Source organism: Streptomyces sp. NBC_00045, assembly GCF_045041095.1.
Lineage (GTDB): Bacteria > Actinomycetota > Actinomycetes > Streptomycetales > Streptomycetaceae > Streptomyces.
Map to the genome: position 1 here is coordinate 4,624,679 of NZ_CP108271.1, position 19,478 is coordinate 4,644,156.

21 protein-coding genes are annotated in these 19,478 nt (G+C 69.7%); 8 read left to right on the top strand and 13 right to left on the bottom strand.

What is annotated here, in order from left to right:
- The first annotated feature begins 281 nt into the window (after positions 1–281).
- On the top strand, positions 282–1,589 hold the full coding sequence (locus tag OHA65_RS21735; RefSeq protein WP_327284777.1) for a dicarboxylate/amino acid:cation symporter: 1,308 nt from the start codon (positions 282–284) through the stop codon (positions 1,587–1,589).
- Between the two features lie 66 nt (positions 1,590–1,655).
- On the opposite strand, the gene OHA65_RS21740 is transcribed toward OHA65_RS21735, so the two are convergent.
- From OHA65_RS21740 to OHA65_RS21765, 6 genes are all read right to left on the bottom strand, one after another.
- Entirely contained in the window at positions 1,656–2,129 is a 474-nt protein-coding gene (locus tag OHA65_RS21740) for a hypothetical protein (protein WP_327284778.1), read from the bottom strand.
- Positions 2,130–2,164: 35 nt separating this feature from the next.
- The gene (locus OHA65_RS21745; RefSeq protein WP_327284780.1) at positions 2,165–3,595 is read right to left on the bottom strand and encodes a hypothetical protein; all 1,431 of its coding nucleotides are present in this window, start codon (positions 3,593–3,595) and stop codon (positions 2,165–2,167) included.
- Between the two features lie 13 nt (positions 3,596–3,608).
- Positions 3,609–4,085: a hypothetical protein gene (locus OHA65_RS21750; RefSeq protein ID WP_327284781.1), complete on the bottom strand. Its 477-nt coding sequence runs from the start codon at positions 4,083–4,085 to the stop codon at positions 3,609–3,611.
- A 75-nt stretch (positions 4,086–4,160) separates the two neighbouring features.
- Positions 4,161–4,478 carry a hypothetical protein gene (locus OHA65_RS21755; protein WP_327284782.1) on the bottom strand — a complete coding sequence of 106 codons (318 nt, stop codon included), beginning with the start codon at positions 4,476–4,478 and terminating at the stop codon, positions 4,161–4,163.
- On the bottom strand, positions 4,475–5,869 hold the full coding sequence (locus OHA65_RS21760; protein WP_327284783.1) for a hypothetical protein: 1,395 nt from the start codon (positions 5,867–5,869) through the stop codon (positions 4,475–4,477). The genes OHA65_RS21755 and OHA65_RS21760 overlap by 4 nt, the downstream gene beginning before the upstream one ends.
- Positions 5,866–6,309 (bottom strand): hypothetical protein, encoded by a 444-nt coding sequence (locus OHA65_RS21765; protein ID WP_327284784.1) that lies wholly within the window; start codon positions 6,307–6,309, stop codon positions 5,866–5,868. The genes OHA65_RS21760 and OHA65_RS21765 overlap by 4 nt, the downstream gene beginning before the upstream one ends.
- A gap of 177 nt (positions 6,310–6,486) precedes the next feature.
- Here OHA65_RS21765 and OHA65_RS21770 point away from each other — a divergent pair, with 177 nt between their 5' ends.
- Positions 6,487–7,140: a hypothetical protein gene (locus OHA65_RS21770; RefSeq protein ID WP_329314246.1), complete on the top strand. Its 654-nt coding sequence runs from the start codon at positions 6,487–6,489 to the stop codon at positions 7,138–7,140.
- 9 nt (positions 7,141–7,149) lie between these two features.
- Here the strand turns inward: OHA65_RS21770 and OHA65_RS21775 are convergent, their stop codons facing one another.
- Together OHA65_RS21775 and OHA65_RS21780 are read right to left on the bottom strand one after the other, a co-directional pair.
- Positions 7,150–7,398, bottom strand: coding sequence for a DUF397 domain-containing protein (locus OHA65_RS21775; RefSeq protein ID WP_329314248.1), 249 nt, complete (start codon positions 7,396–7,398; stop codon positions 7,150–7,152).
- Positions 7,395–8,255: a helix-turn-helix transcriptional regulator gene (locus OHA65_RS21780; protein WP_329314250.1), complete on the bottom strand. Its 861-nt coding sequence runs from the start codon at positions 8,253–8,255 to the stop codon at positions 7,395–7,397. Before OHA65_RS21780 ends, OHA65_RS21775 begins: the two co-directional genes overlap by 4 nt.
- A 155-nt stretch (positions 8,256–8,410) precedes the next feature.
- Between OHA65_RS21780 and OHA65_RS21785 the strand changes: the two genes are divergently transcribed.
- Both OHA65_RS21785 and OHA65_RS21790 read left to right on the top strand, forming a co-directional pair.
- Positions 8,411–8,818: an ATP-binding protein gene (locus tag OHA65_RS21785; protein WP_329314252.1), complete on the top strand. Its 408-nt coding sequence runs from the start codon at positions 8,411–8,413 to the stop codon at positions 8,816–8,818.
- A gap of 324 nt (positions 8,819–9,142) precedes the next feature.
- Positions 9,143–10,000, top strand: coding sequence for a helix-turn-helix domain-containing protein (locus tag OHA65_RS21790; protein ID WP_329314254.1), 858 nt, complete (start codon positions 9,143–9,145; stop codon positions 9,998–10,000).
- Positions 10,001–10,011: 11 nt separating this feature from the next.
- Here the strand turns inward: OHA65_RS21790 and OHA65_RS21795 are convergent, their stop codons facing one another.
- Positions 10,012–10,188, bottom strand: a complete 177-nt coding sequence (locus OHA65_RS21795; RefSeq protein ID WP_405762304.1) for a hypothetical protein — start codon at positions 10,186–10,188, stop codon at positions 10,012–10,014.
- Positions 10,189–10,848: 660 nt separating this feature from the next.
- Here OHA65_RS21795 and OHA65_RS21800 point away from each other — a divergent pair.
- Positions 10,849–11,475 (top strand): lasso peptide biosynthesis B2 protein, encoded by a 627-nt coding sequence (locus OHA65_RS21800; protein WP_327284791.1) that lies wholly within the window; start codon positions 10,849–10,851, stop codon positions 11,473–11,475.
- A 61-nt stretch (positions 11,476–11,536) separates the two neighbouring features.
- Positions 11,537–13,294, top strand: a complete 1,758-nt coding sequence (locus OHA65_RS21805) for an asparagine synthase-related protein (protein ID WP_329314258.1) — start codon at positions 11,537–11,539, stop codon at positions 13,292–13,294.
- On the opposite strand, the gene OHA65_RS21810 is transcribed toward OHA65_RS21805, so the two are convergent.
- A complete protein-coding gene (locus OHA65_RS21810) occupies positions 13,278–14,483 on the bottom strand; it encodes a hypothetical protein (RefSeq protein WP_329314260.1) in 1,206 nt (401 codons plus the stop codon). The genes OHA65_RS21805 and OHA65_RS21810 overlap by 17 nt on opposite strands.
- Positions 14,484–14,881: 398 nt before the next feature.
- Here OHA65_RS21810 and OHA65_RS21815 point away from each other — a divergent pair, with 398 nt between their 5' ends.
- On the top strand, positions 14,882–16,753 hold the full coding sequence (locus tag OHA65_RS21815) for an AMP-dependent synthetase/ligase (RefSeq protein WP_405762306.1): 1,872 nt from the start codon (positions 14,882–14,884) through the stop codon (positions 16,751–16,753).
- Here OHA65_RS21815 and OHA65_RS21820 read toward each other — a convergent pair.
- Together OHA65_RS21820 and OHA65_RS21825 are read right to left on the bottom strand one after the other, a co-directional pair.
- Entirely contained in the window at positions 16,738–16,920 is a 183-nt protein-coding gene (locus OHA65_RS21820; protein ID WP_329314262.1) for a hypothetical protein, read from the bottom strand. The genes OHA65_RS21815 and OHA65_RS21820 overlap by 16 nt on opposite strands.
- A 115-nt stretch (positions 16,921–17,035) precedes the next feature.
- Positions 17,036–17,461, bottom strand: a complete 426-nt coding sequence (locus OHA65_RS21825; RefSeq protein ID WP_327284794.1) for a heme-binding protein — start codon at positions 17,459–17,461, stop codon at positions 17,036–17,038.
- Positions 17,462–17,577: 116 nt separating this feature from the next.
- On the opposite strand from OHA65_RS21825, the gene OHA65_RS21830 reads away from it, so the two are divergent.
- On the top strand, positions 17,578–18,009 hold the full coding sequence (locus tag OHA65_RS21830) for a MarR family winged helix-turn-helix transcriptional regulator (protein WP_405762308.1): 432 nt from the start codon (positions 17,578–17,580) through the stop codon (positions 18,007–18,009).
- A gap of 121 nt (positions 18,010–18,130) precedes the next feature.
- On the opposite strand, the gene OHA65_RS21835 is transcribed toward OHA65_RS21830, so the two are convergent.
- Positions 18,131–19,351, bottom strand: coding sequence for a lipase family protein (locus tag OHA65_RS21835; RefSeq protein WP_405762309.1), 1,221 nt, complete (start codon positions 19,349–19,351; stop codon positions 18,131–18,133).
- Positions 19,352–19,478 lie beyond the last annotated feature (127 nt).

Here is a 19,478-nt window from a genome sequence, read left to right on the forward strand (position 1 = left end):
ACCGGGACTTCCCCCGTGTGCTGGGGCGTTCGGCGTTTCCGGGGGGTGCAGCTCCCTCTGGCTTCCCTCTGGCTCAAAGTGCACCTTTGAGAACCTCAAAGGGAAAGTGTTAGCGTGTTAAACATGTTGACCACAGTTGCGCATGAAATGACCGCGAGCGTCCCGCTCGTGGCGCGCCTGCACGTCGACCTCTGCCGCCGCGTGTCCGCGGCCTGTTGTGGCTGTCGCTGAGCCCACGCCGTTCTTCTCTTCCCCCCTTCTTTGCGCATCACCACCGGAGTGTGTCCGTGTCCGCGACCCCTCAGGCCCCTGCCAAGGCCTCCTTCAAGTTCCCGTTCTGGGCCCAGATCGTCACCGGCCTCGTGCTCGGCGTCCTCTTCGGCTGGATCGCCCGCAGCCAGGACGTCAGTTGGCTCGCCACGACCCTTGAGCAGATCGGCGACATCTTCGTCCAGCTGCTGAAGCTGGCCGTCGCCCCGCTCGTCTTCTTCGCGATCCTGGTGTCCATCACCAACCTGCGGAAGGTGAACAACGCCGCCCGGCTCGCCTCGCGCACCCTGCTCTGGTTCATGATCACCTCGCTGATCGCCGTCGGCATCGGCCTCGCGATCGGCCTGCTGACCAACCCGGGCGCCGGCACCGGCCTCACCCCGGCCGACGGCAAGCTGCCCAAGCGCCACGGCTCCTGGCTCGACTTCCTGACCGGCATCGTCCCGAAGGACATCGTCACGCCGTTCACCGAGCTGAACGTGCTCCAGATCGTCTTCCTCGCCGCCGTCGCCGGCATCGCCGCCCTCCAGCTCGGCAACAAGGCGCAGCCGCTCCTGAACGTCGCCGAGTCCGTCCTGGAGCTCCTCCAGAAGGCCCTGTGGTGGGTCATCCGCCTCGCCCCGATCGGCACCGTCGGCCTGATCGGCACCGCGATCGCCTCGTACGGCTGGGAACTCATCGGCAAGTACGCGACCTTCACCGCGGACGTCTACGTCGGCTCCGCCCTCGTGATGTTCGGCGTCTACCCGCTGCTCCTCGCGACGGTCGCCAAGGTCAACCCGATCCAGTTCTTCAAGGGCGCCTGGCCCGCGATCCAGCTGGCCTTCGTCTCCCGCTCCTCGGTCGGCACCATGCCGGTCACCCAGAAGGTCACCGAACGCCTCGGCGTCCCGAAGGAGTACGCCTCCTTCGCCGTCCCGTTCGGCGCCACCACGAAGATGGACGGCTGCGCCGCGATCTACCCGGCGCTCGCCGCGATCTTCATCGCGCAGATCTTCGACGTCCAGCTGACGATCACCGACTACCTGCTGATCGTCTTCGTCTCGGTGGTCGGCTCGGCAGCCACGGCCGGCCTGACCGGCGCCACGGTCATGCTGACGCTGACCCTCTCCACCCTGGGCCTGCCCCTGGAGGGCGTGGGCCTGCTGATGGCGATCGACCCGATCCTGGACATGATGCGCACCGCCACCAACGTCGCCGGCCAGGCCCTGGTCCCGGTCGTGGTCGCGGCCCGCGAGGGAATCCTGGACAAGAAGGCCTACGAGACCGCCTCGTCCTCCCCGCTGGACGAGCCTGTCCAGGTGGCCGTGGCCGCCTGACCGGCCCGGCCCCCGCAGCCCCCGCCCCGTCCGGGCGGGGGCTGCGGTGCGTCCGGTGACGGGCGCTCAGTCGACCCCGTGCAGATAGACCCGACTGCTCCGGTCGTCGGCCCGCGCCACGGCGACCTTCAACCAGTCCAGCTCGTCCTTGCAGGGCGCACAGACCTGCCCCTCCCGCACGTTCGCGAGCGATTCGGGCTCCGGGAGCCCGAGGTGCGCGAAGGGCGTCGCCGGCTTTCCTTCTCCGGCCCACGGCTTTTCGCGGAGCCGCAGGGGGCGTTCCGGCCGGAGCCGATCGAGGAAGCCGTCCACCTCGTCCGTCGGCAGGACGAAGGTGAGGATCAGCCCGTCGTCCTGGAACCCCTTCCGGCGGGCGGCCCGGGCATCGGTCGCCGTTGTGGGCACCTGCACCTGCAGGGTCTTCGAGACGGACTCCACGGTGGCCCCTTCCTCCCAGTGGGGCGCATCGCGGACGTCATGCCCCTCGCCCGCCCCGGAGCACCCGCCGAGCAGGGCGACGACCACGACAACGGCACCCACGAGGCCGGACCGCCGCATCCCCCGCCGCACACCACTCACCGTGCGTCCCCGTTACGTCCGAGGTCTTTACGGGTCCCGTCCCGCCCGGGGTCCTCCGGGTCCGGCCAGCTGCCGCCCCCGGCCGGGCTGAGGTCGTGGTGCTGTACCGAGCTGCTGCCCCGCATGTCGAACTCCTTCGCGAGTCCCGTCTGATGCAGCCGGGCCATGTCGGCGTCGGTCACGCTGGTCGGCCCGATGGGAGTGGATTTGCCGGGATCCCAGTTGTAACGGTCCCAGATGTTCACCTGGTAGTCGAAGCCGACCTGCGGCTTGCCATCCGGCCCGGGCACCACCGTCACGACACCCGTCGTGTTCGACATGGCGCTGCCCACAGCCAGGTACCAGTTGCGATCCGAGTGTTCGTACCCCTCTCCCCAGGTCTCCACCGGGATGGCGACGGGTTTGCCCCCCGACTTCTCAAAGGCGTCCAACGCCTGGCGGCGCCACTCGTCCTGTTCACGGGCGCGCACCATTCCCGTGTGGTCGCGCAGGGCGGCGTCGTCGGTCAGCATCCTGTCGACGTCGAGATCGAGGGTGCGGCCGCTGCCGTTCAGGTAGTGGTCCATGTGCCGGGCCGCATCGGTCATCCCGATGAAGTCACCGGAGTTCGAGATGCCGTTTGCCTGGAGCTCCTTCCAGTAGTCCCCGACGCCCGGCGACCGGGCGTCGAACGGCCCGGCTCCCTTGTCCGCGGACACCCGCTTCACCGTCGGCGTCAGCAGGCCCGCGGCCAGCAGGTCGTCCTTGTGCTGCGTCCACAGCTGGGCGCGGGACTCCGGGCTCAGGGACTCCCATAGCCGCCGCAGTTCCTTGCGCTGTGTGGCGTTGGCGTCTTCCCCGAGGCCGGCCAGCTTCATGGCGCGGGGCAGCATCTCCCCGTCGAGTGACGTGTACGTCGCGTGCCCCGGGTTGGAGGGGTCACCGCCGTGGCTCGCGCGCAGGGCCCGCACCGCGGCGGCGTCGACTTCGCCGGCGTGGGTCACCACGTCCGCGAGCGTGTCCGCGTACCAGTGCATCAGGTCCTGTTCCCGCTGCCCGGGCCCCTTCACCGTGCAGAGCAGGGGTTCGACGATCACGGTCGTGCCGTCCTTGCCGGCCCTGACGTTGAACCCGTTCTTCCGGGCGTCGTCCGCCAGGTTCTTCGCCTGCTGCTGGAGGTTCTTCAGCTCCGCGTGCGCGTCGTCGAGGACGCTGAAGATGCTCTTCGCCTCGGTGTGGAGGTCCTCGATCTCCTTGACCGTTTTTCCGGTGAAGTCCCGGGTGACCCCGGCGTTGACGCCTTCCCAGCGGGCCTTGTCGGCCTTGGCCTTGAGGCCGTCGCGGGCTTCGCCCCCGAGGCGCTGCAGTTCGCCGGACATGCGCTTCCAGTCCGCGACGGCCGTCCCCAACTTGCCGAGATCGACTTCGATGAGATCGGTGTAGTTCATGACGCACCCCCCCTTACTTGAAGTACTCGGCGAGCCGCGACACCGGCACGGCAGAGCCGTCGCGGTTGCGGAGGGACGCGGCGATCGCGGCATCGTCCTCGGCGTGCGCCTTCTTCGAGTAGTCCAGATGGTTGGATATGTGCGCGCAGGCCTGCAGAACGGTTCTGACCTGTGAGGTCCACACCGAGACCGTCGTCTCCAGCTCGCCCCCGAGAGCGAACGTGCTCGCCTTCAGCGCTGCGGCGGCCTGCATCGTGGAGCCGGCCCCCTCCGGGTTCGACCCGGCTCCGGCGATGTCCGCCTCTTTCTGCAACTTCCCGTGCAGGGCGAAGGCCTCATGACCCACGTCCCCTAGGTCGTCCTGGTGCACGACGAGATCAGCCTCGCCGCTGCTGCCCGCCGGGCCTCCCGGTAACTGGTTGAGCCGCATCGACACCTGCCGCTGGGCCACTGCTTCAGCCTTCGCGTTCTCCCATTCGTTCCATGCCATCGAGTCATTCCACCACGGCCCTACGACAGCGCAACTGCTCCACCAGCCAGGATCGTTGGTCATTGGCCGACGGCGTCAGAGGGTTTCGGCGCGGATGTAGGCGATCGCGCCGAGGACGACGGGGACGGCGTACCACCAGCGGTTCATCGTGCGGCGGTAGACCGGGAGGAGGGAGAGGAGCAGGCCGGCGAAGCTGATGCACACCGCGACCACGCCCATGGTGTGGGCATCGTCGCGCATGCGGTGGTCCAGGGGCGCGATCGGGTCCGCCATCAGCAGGAGGACGCAGATGTAGACCGCAGGCAGGTAGATGAGGCCGAGCGGGACGCCCAGGACCCATCGGAGGCAGCCCCGGTCCTCGGGCAGGTCGATGCTCTCGCGCCCGTACGTCATCGCATTGCCTTCTTCACGTTGCCGAGGTTGTTGCGGAAATCATCACCGTAGTCCTGGGCCTTCTTCGACTCCCAGTACGGGCCGCCGTTGTAGCGGGCTGCGATCTCCTGCATCTGGGCCTCGGTCAGCTGGTCCGCCGGGACGTTCGCGTAGCCGGTCTCCTCCTTGATCTGGGCCAGGAAGCCGGCCGCGATGAACGCGTTCTGCTTCGGGTCCTGGAGCGCGGACTTCACCACGTTGCGCTGCTGCTCGGTGAGGTGCTCCGGGTCGTAGCCGAGCACCTCCGCCCCGCGGCGCAGCTGCACCGCGATCGGCCCGAAGGAGGTCTCGTCCGGCTTGCCTCCCGCCCGGTCCGGCAGGTTCTCCGCCGTGATCGGGCTCAGCCCCCACGGGGCATCGGCGGCCTGGCGGAAGAAGTCCACGCCGTCGTCGAAGATGCCCGGCTGTCCACCGACCTCCTTCCAGGCGATGCCGGCGACCATCTCCTCCGGCAGGCCCGCCCGCTGCGCGGCGGCGCGCAGGATCTCCTTGTTGTTGCGGATCCACTCCGCCCGCCCCTCGTCCGACTGCGGCGGGTCCCAGTAGTTGTCGTCCGCCTCCGGCAGTCCCGCCACCCGCATCCGGATGTCGCGCAGCTCGGGGGAGACCGGGTCGTTGCCGAACGGCCCGGTCATGTCCTTCTTCGGGCCGCTGCCCGGGAGGTGCGTCAGCGGGTTGGTGCGGGCCTCGGCCGCCTCGCGGCGGATGTCGGCCATGGCCGCGTAGACGTCGACCCCGCCACCGGCGCCGCTCTTGACCTTGAACTCGGGCAGCAGCTCGTACGCCTGCTTCAGCGCGTGCACGCAGACGCTGCGTGCCTCGCCCTCGGCGGTTTTGGCCTGGTGGAAGCTGCCGCCCGCGTCGTCGTGGAGCCGGTTGGCCTCGTCACGGATGTCGTCCACGTCCATGGTCAGCTCGGCGAAGAAGTCCATGACGCCGGTCGTCGCCCGCATGTCCTCCCACTGGCACATCGGCTCCGCCTCCTGCGCCGTGCGCGTGATGGCGGTGCCCTTCGTGGCGATGAGCGCCGCGAGCTTGCGCTCGGTGCGCTTGCCGTTCGAGTAGTGCGACTTGGCGGTGGTCAGGGCCGCGGCGTACGCGTGCAGGGCGCTGGCGGCCTTGTCGTACCCCTCCGCCATGTGGAGGACGAGCTGGCGGGCCTCCGACAGGCGGTCGGTGTACGTGTGGCTGCCGTCGCTCTGCCACTGCGTACCGGTCTCGGCGCGCCGGGCGGGCTCCTCGACCTGGACGAGGAGGTCGCGCAGCCGCTTGAACTCGGCGGCGTTGCGCTCGACGAGGGCCGGGTTGCACTCCTCCAGGAACTCGACGTCCTTGCGGTGGCTCAGGCTCACTTCGACTCCGGCTTCACGTACTGGCCGCCGTCGAGGATGCCGTTGAGGAAGTTGCGGGCGGTCCCGTCGTCCACCTGCGCGAAGCTGGTTCCGGTGGTCTTGAGCTTGGTGGCCAGGGCGGCGAACAGGTTGATCGTGTCCTTGAACTGGTCGTCGGCGAAGCGGGCGAAGCGCAGGGCTTCCGTCGAGACGTCGGCGTGGGCCCGCGGGGCGCGGGCCATGGTGCTCGCGTCTCCATCGGGCCGGCCCTCGTGCAGGAGCGCGGCGATCTCGATCAGCAGGTTGGCGTTGCCGTTGATGGACTGCGCCCCGGCGACGAGGCTCCCGGCCGGGCTCCCCGCCGTGCTCGCGTCGGCGGGCACGTGGTTGAGGCGCATGGCGGGTGACTGCTGCGCGAGTGCGGCGGCCTTGTGCTGGGCCCATTCCGCGTCGAACGACATGTGTCCCCTGGATAGTTGATAACCGGACATGGCCAGATTCGGCTGGTCATGTCCATGAGAGACGTGGAAGGGGATCATACGGTTCCAAAATGCGAAACCGGCCACCCGAGTGCGCGTCTATAGTCGATCGCCGTTGATCAACTGACCTTGTATGGGGGACTGGTGACGGTACGGGAGATGCGCACGGCGGCACGGATGATCGGGCGGCGCAACGCGCTGCGCTACCTGGCGATCGGGGTCGGGGCCTCACTGGTCGCGGCGTGCGGAGCCAAGGGCAAGGACCCCCTGCCCGGCACGCCGGCGGCCCCGGCCGACCCGGCCGCCGGGGGAGGCCCGTCAGCCGGGGGAGGCCCGGCCGCATCGTCCGCGGCACCCGCCCCGGCCTCATCGGGTCCGATCGCCCGGGCCTTCGACGCGTTCATCAAGGGCGACTGGAACCTGGAGTCGACCACGCCGGGCGGCGAGACCGTGAAGGGGAAGGCCACCGTGAACGCGGACGGCGGGGGCAACTCCGGCTGGACCATCACCTGGACCAGCGGCCCCTCCCCCGTCACCTGGTCAGGAGGCTGGATGCTGCGCGGCGGCCACCTGGTCCTCGACGTGTACGAGGCCCCCAAGGCGAGCCTGAGCCGACTGACCGGCGGCGAGGCGCTGACCGTCCCCAAGGAGGTCGCGGAGAACGTCTCGCTCACGTTTCCCTGGAAGGCGCCCGGCCACAAGGACGCCAGCGACGGCCAGGTGTTGAAGGTGACCTACAAAGATGACGTCCTGCGGATCGTCCACAGCGAGAACGGGCACAGCGAGTCGGTGCACGTCTGCACCCGCGCCTGAGGGTCGTCGTCAGATGCCGGACGCGTGGGCCACGAACCCGGCCCACGCGCCGGGCCCGACGGTCAGGTGGGTTCGCGCGATGTCCTTGGAATCCCGGACCAGGACGGCGTCGGGGGTGGCCGCCACCTCGACGCAGTCGTTCCCGTCGCTGCTGTCGCTGTAGCTGCTCTTGAACCAGGCGACCTCGATGCAGTCGTTGCCGTCGCTGCTGCTGCTGTAGCTGCTCTTGAACCAGTCCAACTCGGTGTGGTGGATCATGTTTCTCCCAGCAGTTCCTCGATGAAGGCCCGCGATTCTCGGGGCGTAAGCGCCTGAGCTCGGATGATGCCATAGCGCAGCTCAAGGATTCGGAGCTGCTTGGGATCAGATACCGGGCGGCCGTGGAACGCTCCTTCTGCCCGACCTACAGCAGAGCCGTCAGCGAACTTCAGCAGCTCGATCAGCCCTTCCATCCCAGCATGGTCCTCACGGTTGGTCGGCATCACCTGGAACTCGATGTTCGGCAACTGGATGACCTCCAGGAGGTGTTCGAGCTGTCGGCGCAGCACCATTGTGCCTCCGATCGGGCGGCGGAGCGTGACCTCTTCTTGGACGAAACTGAGGGCCGGACCGGGGGACCGTTGGAAGATCGACCGCCGCGCCATACGGCCCGACACCATCCGCTCCATCTCGTCTGGCGTGTAGGAGGGGCGTGAGGTCCGAAACAGTGCCCGTGCGTATTCCTCGGTCTGCAACAGGCCATAGATGTTGTGGTTGTTGTAGGTGCCGATCTCGACCGCCTTGGCCTCCCTCTGCTTCAGGTCGCGGATCTTCTTGGGGTAGCGGACCTGTTCCAGGTCGACCTTCATCGCGGCGATCTTGCCGCCCGCCTTCAGTGCGGCGTCCGCCCGGTCCAGGTACTCGGGGCGGGGGATCCGCTTGCCCGCCTCGACCTTGCGGACCTGGTCCTCCCCGTACCCGACCGCCGCACCCAAGTCGGCCGCCCGCATATTGGCCGCTTCGCGCCAGGCCTTGAGCTGGCGGCCCAGCGCGGCCACCACGGCCACGCCCTGTTCGTCTTCCGGGTCGACGTCCCAGCCGGGCTCTTCCGTACCGTCACTGCTGTCCACGCTCATGCGCGCCCACCTCCGACGAGCCGATGTCCTCAGCGCCCCGTACCCGTCGGGTCCGGCCGGACAGCCCGGACAGGGCCGGACAAGCACCGGACAAGCGCGGGACGTACGGGCGGTGTTGCTTCTCACGGTACGCACGGACCGACACGCTGAGTGACGTGATTCCTCAACTCGTCGACTTTCACGTCCAGCTGTCCGCGACTCCGCGCGGGGCTCGACTCGGCCGCGTGCTGGCCGTCGAACAACTCCGCTCCTGGGGACTGCCCTTGGAGGTGCCTTCGCAGATCATCGCCGAGCTCGCCAGCAACGCGGTGACCCACGGGCGCGTGCCCGGGCGGGACTTCCGGCTGGCACTCACCGTCACGCCCGACACGCTGCTGATCGAGGTGACGGACCCGCGGGGTGACCGGATCCCGCAGATCCGCGAGCCGGGGCGGGGGCTGGTGCTGGTCGAGGCGCTCGCGGAGCGTTGGGGCGTACGGGAGGGGCCGTCCCCGTGCAAGGTGGTCTGGGCGGAGGTGTTGCTCGCCACCGCGCCCTGGGGTGCCGCGATCCGGCGCGCTTAGACGCATAAAGACCAAAGAACCGGTGGAAAGAACCAACCCACCCACCCCACCCGACCCCCGGTCGCTCGGTCGGGTGAACTGTGCCAACTGGGCTGGATTTCGGGTTGGTTGGCGGGCATATGCTCGGCCCCGACAACCACAGACATGAGACGGCCCCCGGCGGGACTGGCATCCCGGTCGAGGGCCTGACCAATCAGGAAGCGGACCTTCCTCATGGCTCTTGAGCAGCCTAGCGCGCCCTCGTGCGCCTCGTCCCGGGTTCCCGACGGGACCCCCCGATCCGGTGTCATCCACGTCAACACGTGGCACGCCAGTCACTACACCGTGATCGGCAACCACCTGCTCCAGCACCGGGAGCTGTCGGCGACGGCGATCGGGATCGCGGCGCACATCCAGTCGCTGCCGGAGGGCGCCCCGGTGGGCATCAGGGCGCTCACGGACCGTTTCCCGGAGGGCGAGAAGCGCATCAGCGCCGCCCTGCGGGAGCTGGAGCGGTGCGGGTACCTGGAGCGCCGGACCGAGCGGCAGGCCACGGGCCGGGTGGTGACCCGCACGTACTCGTACAACAAACCGCTGACCGGCCCGGACGGGCCGCCTCCGCCTCCGCCTCCGCCGGGCCGCGCGCCCGACCCGGCCCTGGACCCGACCCCGGCCCCGACGCCGGCCCCGACCCCGGTTCCGGTCCCGGTCCCGACCCCAGCCCCGGACTCGGGCCGGGAGCCGCAGCCCGGCCCGGCTCCGGAGGCCGGTCCGCGGCGGGTTCCGGACGCCGAGCCCGAGCACGAGCCCGAGCCGCGGCACCCGCATCCCGGGGCGGCCGATCTGCTCGCCGGGCTCCGCCGCTACGACCCGCGGCTGCTCCTGGCCGAGCGCGACGTGGAACGCCTCGCACCCGCCGTGTCGCTCTGGCTCGACCGGGGTGCGGACCCCGAGGCGGTCGGGCTGGCCCTGAGCGCGAACCTCCCGGAGCCGATGCGCAGCCCCGCCTCCGTGCTGGCGTACCGCCTGAAGGCGCTGCTCCCGCCGCACCTGCCCCTGGCCCCGGTCGCGTCGGCCAAGCCGGTCCGACGCCCGGACCCCTTCCAGACCTGCGACGGCTGCGAACGCGCCTTCCGCGCCCCCTACCCGGGCGGCCGATGCGGCGACTGTTCGTCCGGGGCGGGCGCAGCCGTCGCCGCCTGAGCCGGGCGGCCTCAGGGGTTGACGCGGCGCAGGAGCAGCGCGTCACGTTCAAGAAGAACGAGGTCCTGCGCCCCGGCTTCGTCGGCACCGACGGCCTGCCGTTCACCGGCATCAGCTCCCCGCCGCTCAAGGCGCTGCCCGTTGCTCCGCACACCACCACCGTCCGCTTCACCCTCAAGACGCAGCACTGCGACGGCCTCGGGACGGTCACCGAGGAGAACTGCCTGCCCGCCGGCACCTTCGACTACTCGGGCCCGGCCCCCTTCACGGTCGCCCCGCGTGCCGGTGGCGTGGCCGGCCCGAGCCGAGCGCTCTCAGGGGTTGACGTGCTGCGCCGTCCGGCCGCTCCGGTGGGATGTCGCCGCGGCTGCGGCCCCGGGGCGTGGCCTACTGGCAGGCGTCCCTGCTTACCGACATCGAAGGTGGTGCCCGGTGTACCGAGCCCGCTTCCTCACCGCGGCCGTGCCGGCACCACCGCGTACACGGTGCGACCCCCTTCACGGTCGTCCCCCACCCTGCCCGGGTGCCGGGTGGTCTCGTGTTCAAGTTGTCTGCGGCAGGTGATTCTTGCTGGTCAGACCGCTGCGAGAGCCGCTATTGCGGGCCATTCGGCGCGGAGTAGCCTGGAGTTGAGGGACGCTGCCTGATCCTGGAGGTACGCGATGTTTGTTCGACGGCTGCGGCGCCGTATACCGCATCGGTTTGTTCTTCTCGGCAACGGCCGTTCGATTAGAGGCTTCAGCGGGGGACTTTACGACGGCCACGGATATCTGTCCTGATACAGCCCACCGTGTCGAACTCGGCCTGCCGCAGAGTCCGTGCGGCAGGCCGAGTTTGGAGTATGTGCGGTGGCGGAAGAGACCGACACACTGGCGGCCATTACGCGGATTCTGTCGCCGCATTGCAGTGTCACCAGGACGTCCAGTGGTGCTCTGATTGCCGACTGGAGGCGGCGGACCCGTTTTCTCGGCATGACGGAGACGGACGTTCGAAAATTTGCGGAGGGAAGCTCCGAGGAACGCGCTGATCTCGTCACCGATATGATCCGCGCCGGGTGCGCAACCGACCACCGGAAGGCGTACTCGGACGTCGAAGTCGGGCTCTGGCTGCGCGGGGTGCACCTGTCGATCCGGACCATGGGCTTCGGGCGCGTCCTTCGGCTCCTGTACTTGGCGGCCCCGGTGTACGCACGTGCAGACGCCCCTTCAGCGGAGGAGGTGGCGCGGCTGAAACGAGCAGTGCGCTCACACAGTCGCAGAAGCTGGTTCGTGAACGACGACTGCAAGGCCGAGGCCGTGACGGCCTTCGTCCTCCTACGGCGACGCGGCTTGAATGCCACGCTTCACGTCGGTGTGCGCGAGCACCCGTTCGCCTTGCATGCCTGGAGCTCTTCAGGGGGCGTGTGCATCCCTGACTCCGATCCACGGGGCCACGCGTTCGCGCCGGTCCTCTCGATCAGTTGCGGCGGGCAGTGACGTGCAAGCACTCCGCCTTGACTGGGCCGGGGGCGCACCGAGGCTGCGGGCGGCCGAGGCCATGGAACGGCAGGGACTCGTGACGACGGTCTCCTCACGGGCCGGCACGGCGGTGGTCGTCGGCTGGGTCGGCTCGGTCCGTGACCGCGTGGCGGGCGCGCGCGGGCTCCTGGACGAAGTCGGCCGACCGGGAGCCGCACCGCGTCTGCCGATCGGCGACTATGCGGCCGTCCTGGTGTGCCACGACCGCATTGTGCTGATGCGCGACGACCGTGCGCGCATTCCCCTGTACTTCCGGGAATCCGGCGGGCGCGTGAGCGCGGTGAGTACGTCGGCGCGCTGTCTGGGCGACTTCGAAGCGCTGGAGCGTACCTACTTCTGCCGGTACCTGACCGGGAACCTGGCGCAACCGCACTCGGAACTCACCCCTTTCTCCGGTGTGCACCGGATCCTCGGCGGCGAGGTCGTGGAGCTTTCGCTCACCGGGCAGATGCGCGGGCGGGTGCGCAGCCGCGCCGGTGAGGCCGACGATCCGTGGGAGCCGACGGCAGACGGGCTCCGTCTCAGCGGGGCCGCCAAGAACCTGCGCCTCGCACTGGAGCATGCCGTCGGGCGCCGCATGGGCCGGATGCCGGCATGCCACGTCTCCGGCGGCACCGACTCCACCAGCGTCGCACTGCTCGCAGCACGCCTGCTCGCCGAGGGACAGGAGCACCCAGGGGGCCTCGTCCTGCTCGCCGGGCGCTTCGACGGAGGAGAGCTGGCCGGGGAGCAGCCGTACCTCGAAGCGGCAATGAAGGAGATCTGCCGTCATGCACCTGCGGCCCGCCCGGTGATCGCGGACGTCGGCGATGTGGCGGACTTCGACGATTTCGAACACCATGCGGGAGAAGCGGACGAGCCTCATGCGCACGCCTTCCGCGCCCCGTTCTGGAGCAGGCTCCACGGCCATGCGGCGGAACTCGGCTGCGACATCCTCCTGACCGGTTGCGGGGCCGATCCGATCGCGGACGCCAATCCTTTTCACCTGCACAGACTGGCCCGTACAGGGCAGCTCCGGCAGATGACGAAGCAGGCACGTGCCTGGGCCGAAGGCACCGAGCGCGGCCTGCGCGACGTCGTCTACGACTACGCCATGCGGCCGTCCCTGCCACTGGTGGCCGAGCAGATCGCCGCGCTCGACCGCCGCGGGACCGTGCTGGGCGGCCTCGGCCGCTTCACCCGCCCCCGCTGGCTGCGATCCGGATTTGCGCGGGCCCACGGCTACCGTGACGCGAGCCTCGCGGAGAGCCGTTTCGTGTTCGGACGCCGGCCGGAAGAGTCGTTCTTCGAGGCGGCCAATTACCTCGCCGCTCCCGACATGCTGTCCTGGAACCGAGCACGGCAGGACGGATTCTTCCTCTCGCACCCCTTTCTCGACCGCGAGGTCATCGCCACGATGCGCCGCCTCCCTGCCGAAGCCACGTTCCACCCGGGCCGTCCCAAGGCGGTTCTGCGCGAGGCCATGGCAGATCTGCTCCCCTCCCGGATCCGCGGCCGAGCGGTCAAAGTCCCCTTCGACCAGCTCTACGTCCGTGGCTTGCGGGTACACGGCGACGAACTCATCGACCTCTGCCGCTCCGCGAGGCATCCGCTGGTTGCGGAGATGTTCGACATCGAGGTGCTGTGCCGGGCGGTGAGGGAGGCACGGCTCGGCGTCGGGGACGCGGAATCGTGGGATCGCATGAACAGTTCTCTCGCCCTCGTCGCGTGGCTGGAGCGACTGGACCCGCGATCCCGCGCGCCCGGTGCGGCAAAGACGGTCACCGAGGGCGCTTGATGTCCCACAGCGATCGCTGGATCGGACCCGTCACGACATCGACGAGGCCGTACCGGTTACTCACCGCGCGGTCTTCCGCTTCGGGCGGGATGTGATCTTCGTCGCCTTTTCGCGTGATGGATGAGGAAACGTGTGCACCCTGCGTGCCGAACGTCCAATAGACGTCGACGAAGCGGGGGTCCATCGTGCGCTCGTCGATCGAATTGTTTTCGTGCACCCTGCCGCTGTAGATGAGGGCATCTAGATCCTTCTGTCTCTTCAACCACGAGGGCAATTTTCCGCCCTTCCAGGAATATCTGTGAAAATTGATTGAATCCAGGATTACTCGGTCCTTGCGTGCGAAGCTCGCGCTGGCGTAAAAGGCCACTTGGTCGTAGGGCGTGTCGATGGGCAGCTGCACAACCGTCCGAGCGGCGAACGAGTCGCTTGCCTCGATCCAGTTTCCCTGGATCATCCATGGCTGGGCCGCCACCAACTCGCCGGGCTGGTGGACCTCCCTCCGGGAGAGCGGGCTTTGATCCTGGTATTGCCACTTCTCGACATCGTGGCGCCATTGCTTCCGGAGTCGGTCATGCGCGTTCATTTCCACCTTTTGCCCCATGGCGTGGAACTCGGCACCCATGATGTAGAAACCCACATCGCTGTGGTTTTCGAGCGTAATGTCGATCGGCACGGCGAATGACTTTCCGTCCATACTCAATTCATGCTTCCCCATGGTCAGCTTGATGACGGGCCTGGCCCCGTGCTGGTAGGGCTCGTAGAGGTTCTGATAGCCGAAATTGGCGATCGCGAATACAGAGGAGACGATGAGCGCCGTGGCCACCCTCCTCGGAGCGGGGATCTCGACCGATGTCCGCCACACCGCGAAGACGGCCCATGCGGAACCCGCCGTGAGCAGGCTCGACAGCGCCATGTAGTACGGAGAGTCGCCCTTCAGTACCTCAAGCAGGACCATCGAATTGGTCAAGAATGCTGCGACAGTTCCGACTAGCGCGACCGTTCCGGAGTAGGGGAAGCTGTTCCAGAACCAGTGGTCCATGACCGCGATGCCGCCCAGTAGCGCGGCGACCGAGGCCGTGACGAGTCCGGCGCCGGTGACGCGGCCCATGAAGGTCAGGGCCTCGCTGAGGTCCTCGATGCCGAACCGGCCCAGGTAGCCCGCCGTCAAGAGGAGGACCAGCAGGACCAAAACCGGGGTCGTCCGTGACGGTGGGGTCTTCGCCGGTGTGCGCCGCGCCCGCACGCGCGGGTGGGGTCCGGACTTGGGTGGGATCCTCACGTGATCACCTCCTGGGACTGCAGGCCATGAGTGGAGCTCCCGATGCGCCGGTGATGACCGGGACCGGATGAGCGGCAACCTGCGGGCACCACCCTTTCGGCAGGGAAGCGGCCAGGTCATCGGTCGGCGGGTGCGGAATCGATCCCCCCTCGCCCGAACGGCCCAGGCGGGGATGCTCCTGGTGGTGCGTGGGGTGTGGAGGAGTCGGGTGGGTTCGGGTTGGGCTGGTCAGAGGGGTGGTCAGCGGGGGTGGCCCTCCGTAGATTACCGGCGGTAACTCCTAGTCGAGCCGAGCCGAGGAGAGCGCCGTGGATGGAGTGGGAGTCGAGCCCCGGCTGGTCCGCCCCGTGTTGACCGTCGTCGACGGGGTGGTGCGGGAGGTCGAGGTGCCCGCGCTGGTCCGCGTGCCGATGAGCGGGTCGCTCGGGGACATCCCGTTCCAGAACGCCCGCGAGGCCCCCGGCGAGCCGGTCCTCGCCCGCAAGGAGCGGGACGGGAGCTGGCGGGACGTGACCGCCGCCGAGTTCGCGGCCGAGGTCATGGCCGTGGCCAAGGGCCTCATCGCCGAGGGGCTGCGCGAGGGCGACCGGCTGGCCATCATGGCCCGGACCACCTACGAGTGGACCCTGCTGGACTTCGCCGGATGGGCCGCCGGGCTGGTCACCGTACCGATCTACCCGACATCGTCCGCGCTCCAGGCCCGCTGGATCATCCACGACTCCGGCGCCGTGGCCTGCGCCGTCGAGGACACCGCGCAGGCCCGCATCATCAGCGCCGAACGGGCCCACCTGCCCTGGCTGGCGCACCTGTGGGAGTTCGACACAGGCGCCGTGTCGCGGCTGATCAAGGCCGGTGAAGACCTGCCCGACGCCGTCGTGCACGCGCGCCGGTCCGTCCGTACGCCGGACTCCGTCGCCACCCTCATCTACACCTCCGGCACCACCGGACAGCCCAAGGGCTGCGTGATCACGCACGCCAACTTCTTCGCCGAAGCCGACAACGCCGTCGAGCTGCTGCACCCCGTCTTCAAGTCCGTCAGCAAGGACCCGGCCTCCACCCTGCTCTTCCTGCCGCTCTCGCACGTCTTCGGGCGGATGGTGGCCGTCGGCTGCATGCGGGCCCGCGTCAAGCTCGGGCACGCGCCGAGCATCCAGACGGAGGAGCTGCTGGCCGACCTCGCCGGGTTCCGCCCGACGTTCCTGCTGGCCATCCCGTACGTGCTGGAGAAGGTCTACAACAGCGCCCGCGCCACCGCCGAACGCATGGGCCGCGCCCCGTCGTTCGACCGGGCGGCGCGGATCGCGCAGCGGTACGGGGAGACCGTCGAGAGCGGGACCCCGGGCATGGGGCTGCGGGCGGCGCGGGCCCTGTACGACCCGCTCGTCTACCGGCGCATCCGGGCGGCGCTGGGCGGACGCGTCCGGTACGTCCTGAGCGGCGGCTCCCCGCTCGGGCGGCGCCTCGCGGCCTTCTACACCGGCGCCGGGATCGAGGTCTTCGAGGGGTACGGGCTCACCGAGACGACCGGGGCCAGCACCGTGACCCCGCCGCAGCAACCGAGGCTCGGGACGGTCGGCTGGCCACTGCCCGGCACGGCGGTGCGCATCGCGGAGGACGGGGAAGTGCTGCTGCGCGGGCGGCACGTCTTCGCGGGGTACTGGAACAGCGCCACGTACGAGGTGGTGGGCGGTGGCGGGTGGCTCACCACCGGGGACATCGGGGAGCTGGACGGGGAGGGCTACCTGACGATCACGGGGCGCAAGAAGGACCTGATCATCACCTCCGGCGGCAAGAACGTGGCCCCGGCCCCGCTGGAGGACTGGCTGCGGGCCCACCCGTTGGTCGGCCAGTGCATGGTGATCGGCGACAACCGGCCGTACGTGACGGCGGTGATCACCCTGGAGCCGGAGGGTCTGTCGCACTGGCGGCAGATGCGGAAGAAGACGGCGATGCCGATGCGGGAGTTGGTGCGGGACGAGGAACTGCGGGCGGACCTCCAACGCGCGGTGGACGAAGCGAACCGGCTGGTGTCGCGGGCGGAATCGATCCGGCGGTTCGCGGTGCTGCCGGGGGAGTTCACGGAGGCGAAGGGCCACCTGACGCCGTCGCTGAAGCTGAAGCGGGGCGTCATCGCCCGGGAGTTCGCCCAAGAGATCGACGACCTCTACCGCCGCCCCTGACCGGGGTCGAGTGACGGCGCAGCGGTGACGGTCACGGCGGGACGCGGGACGCGGGACGGGACGGCGACGGGAGCGTCGTAACCGGCGCCGACGACGCCCCGCAGGCCGCACACGGCATCGGGCTCGGCGGGCACGGGCGGCTGCCTGCGGGCCTGCCTGGGGTGCATGCCGCGTGGGCAACCGGCACCGCCCGCCGGAACCGCCGCGATCACCGCCGTGCGGGTCGGCGCTGCGCGGCGCTGGGCAGGCGGGCGGAGCCGGATGCGGGGCCAGATGCGGCCGCTACGCGGTGATGGCGGCCAGGCCCGCTTCGGCGATCTTGACGTCGTCCGACCAGTGGCCGCCCGAGACGCCGATTCCGCCCACCAGCTGGCCGTCCACGACGATCGGCAGGCCGCCGCCGAACGTGACCAGGCGGTCGATTCCGGTGCGGGCCCCCGCCGAAAGCTGCGCGTCGTTCTCGACGAACTCGTGCCAGCCGGAGGTGCTCAGGCCGAAGGCGGCCGCCGTGTACGCCTTGTCCTGGGCGATCTGGATCGTCATCAGGCCCGAGCCGTCCATCCGGGCGAACGCGCTGAGGTGGCCCGATTCGTCGACGACGGCGACGGCGAAGAACAGGTCGGTCTCCCGGGCGGCGGCAAGGGCGGCGTCGACGATGGCGCGTGCGAGGTCGTTGCCGAGGGCCGGGCGGGTGCGGACAGCAGTCATGGCGTCATCCCTTTGTAAGAAGAGTTCGTGCGCTTGTAGCTAACAGCATGCTTATAGGTATCTGCAAGCTGGCTGACTGCTTGGTGGTCACTGGCACCCGCTCCTACACTCGCCCCATGCACTACTCCGAGCGCCTGTTGATCCACATCAAGCAGGCCGAACGCATCACGCAGGCCGCCAAGGAGGCCGCGGTGCGCGAGGCCGGGATCACCGCTGCCCAGCAGGCCGCGCTCGCCGTGCTCAGCGACAACCCCGGGATCAACGCCGCCGAACTCGCGCGCCGCCTCTCGGTGACTCCGCAGACGATGAACAGCCTGCTCGGCCGGCTGGAGACCCGCGGCCTCGTCGCGCGCACCCCGCACCCGATCCACGGCACGCTCATCGAGATCCGGATGACCGAGCGCGGCGCGGAGGTGTTCGCCACCGCCGACGCGCTGGTGGCCAAGCTCGACGCCCGCCTCGCCGAGGGCCTATCCGAGGCCGAGTCGGCCGCCGTACGGGACCTGCTCGCCCGGATCGTCCGGAACGCGGAGGCCGCGGGCCGCTAGCGGCCCGGGCAGAGGGCCGCCGAGCCGGTGGCGGTCCGCTGCGTCCGCTGCCTCTCGCCCGCCTTGGCGAAGACGAGGGTGTCCGTGGAGCTCGGCGCGAGCGCGAGACACGACCGGGCGGTCAGCAGTCGGTGTGCGTCGGACGGCCCGCGAAGCGGTCAGCCAGCCAGTTGCCGGCTTCCGGGGAGTGGGTGATCACGCCGCTGACGTGCTCGCCGACCCAGACCGTGTCCCACTCCACGTCCGCCCCCTTCGCGCACCACTGCGCGCGCAGTTGCCGCCCGACGGCGTAGGGGATGAGCTCGTCGCCGAGCGCGTGGTACTGGTACACCGGCGCGGCCGGGGCCGTCCGCCCGAGCCTGCTCTGGTTCAACCGGGCCTGCCAGTCCGGCTGTTCCAGGGGGTTGCGGGTGGTGAGGTCGGTGATCCGCTTGAAGGATCCGGCGATGGCGTCGATGGCGACGCAGCCGTCCTTCATGCCCGCCACCAGGGCCTTGCCCGCCGGGTTGAGGTAGGAGTCGAGCCGGAGCTCGGGGAAGGCGGCGTCCTGGCCGGCGGCCGCCATGAAGATGAGGCCCGCGCCGTACGAGCCGTCGTTGAAGTCGGCCACCTCCATCAGGTCGGCCGGGACCCCGCCGGTCGCCGTGCCCTTGACCTGCAACTCCGGCGCGTACGAGCCCTGCAGTTCGGCGGCCCAGCTGCTGGCCTGGCCGCCCTGCGAGTAGCCCATGATGCCGACCGGGGTGCTCGCCGACAGCCCCGCCTCCGGGAGCCGCTCGGCGGCACGGGCGGCATCGAGCACGGCGTGCCCGGCCGAGGGGCCGACGGTGTAGGTGTGGACGCCCGGGGTGCCGAGGCCCTCGTAGTCGGTGACGACCACGGCCCAGCCGCGCAGGGTGAGCTGCTGGATGAGGTTGGCCTCCATCGCGGTGCCGTACGGGAGGTTGTTGCTCGGCGCGCAGGAATCGCCCATGCCGACGGTGCCGACGGCGTAGGTGACGAGCGGGCGCGGGCCGGTCCGGCCGTCCTGGGGGACGATCACGGTGCCGGAGACGGTGTTCGGGGCGCCGTCGGCGGTGGTGGAGCGGTAGTGGACCTTCCAGGCCTTGGTGTTGGTCGGCTGACCGGGCAGCGGGTGGAAGGCGGACGGAGCGGAGCTGACGACGTCCCCGGGCCGACCGGTGTCGGACGCGAAGTCGGAAGCGGTGACGGACGCGGTGTCGGACGCGGTGTCAGATGCCGTGGCGGTGACGGGGGTCCACACCGACACGGCCACGGCGGCGGCAGCGGTGACGGCGGCGATGGCGGTCCTGCGGGTGCGCGCGGGGGTACGGAAACGCATGGGGGCTCTCCCAACGAAACGTTTCGTGCGGGGGTGGGTGAGGAGAAGGTAGTGACCGACCGGTCGGAACGTCGCTGACCGTGCAGCTCACCTTTCCTGACCCGGCTTCGCACGCCCGGCCGCCAGG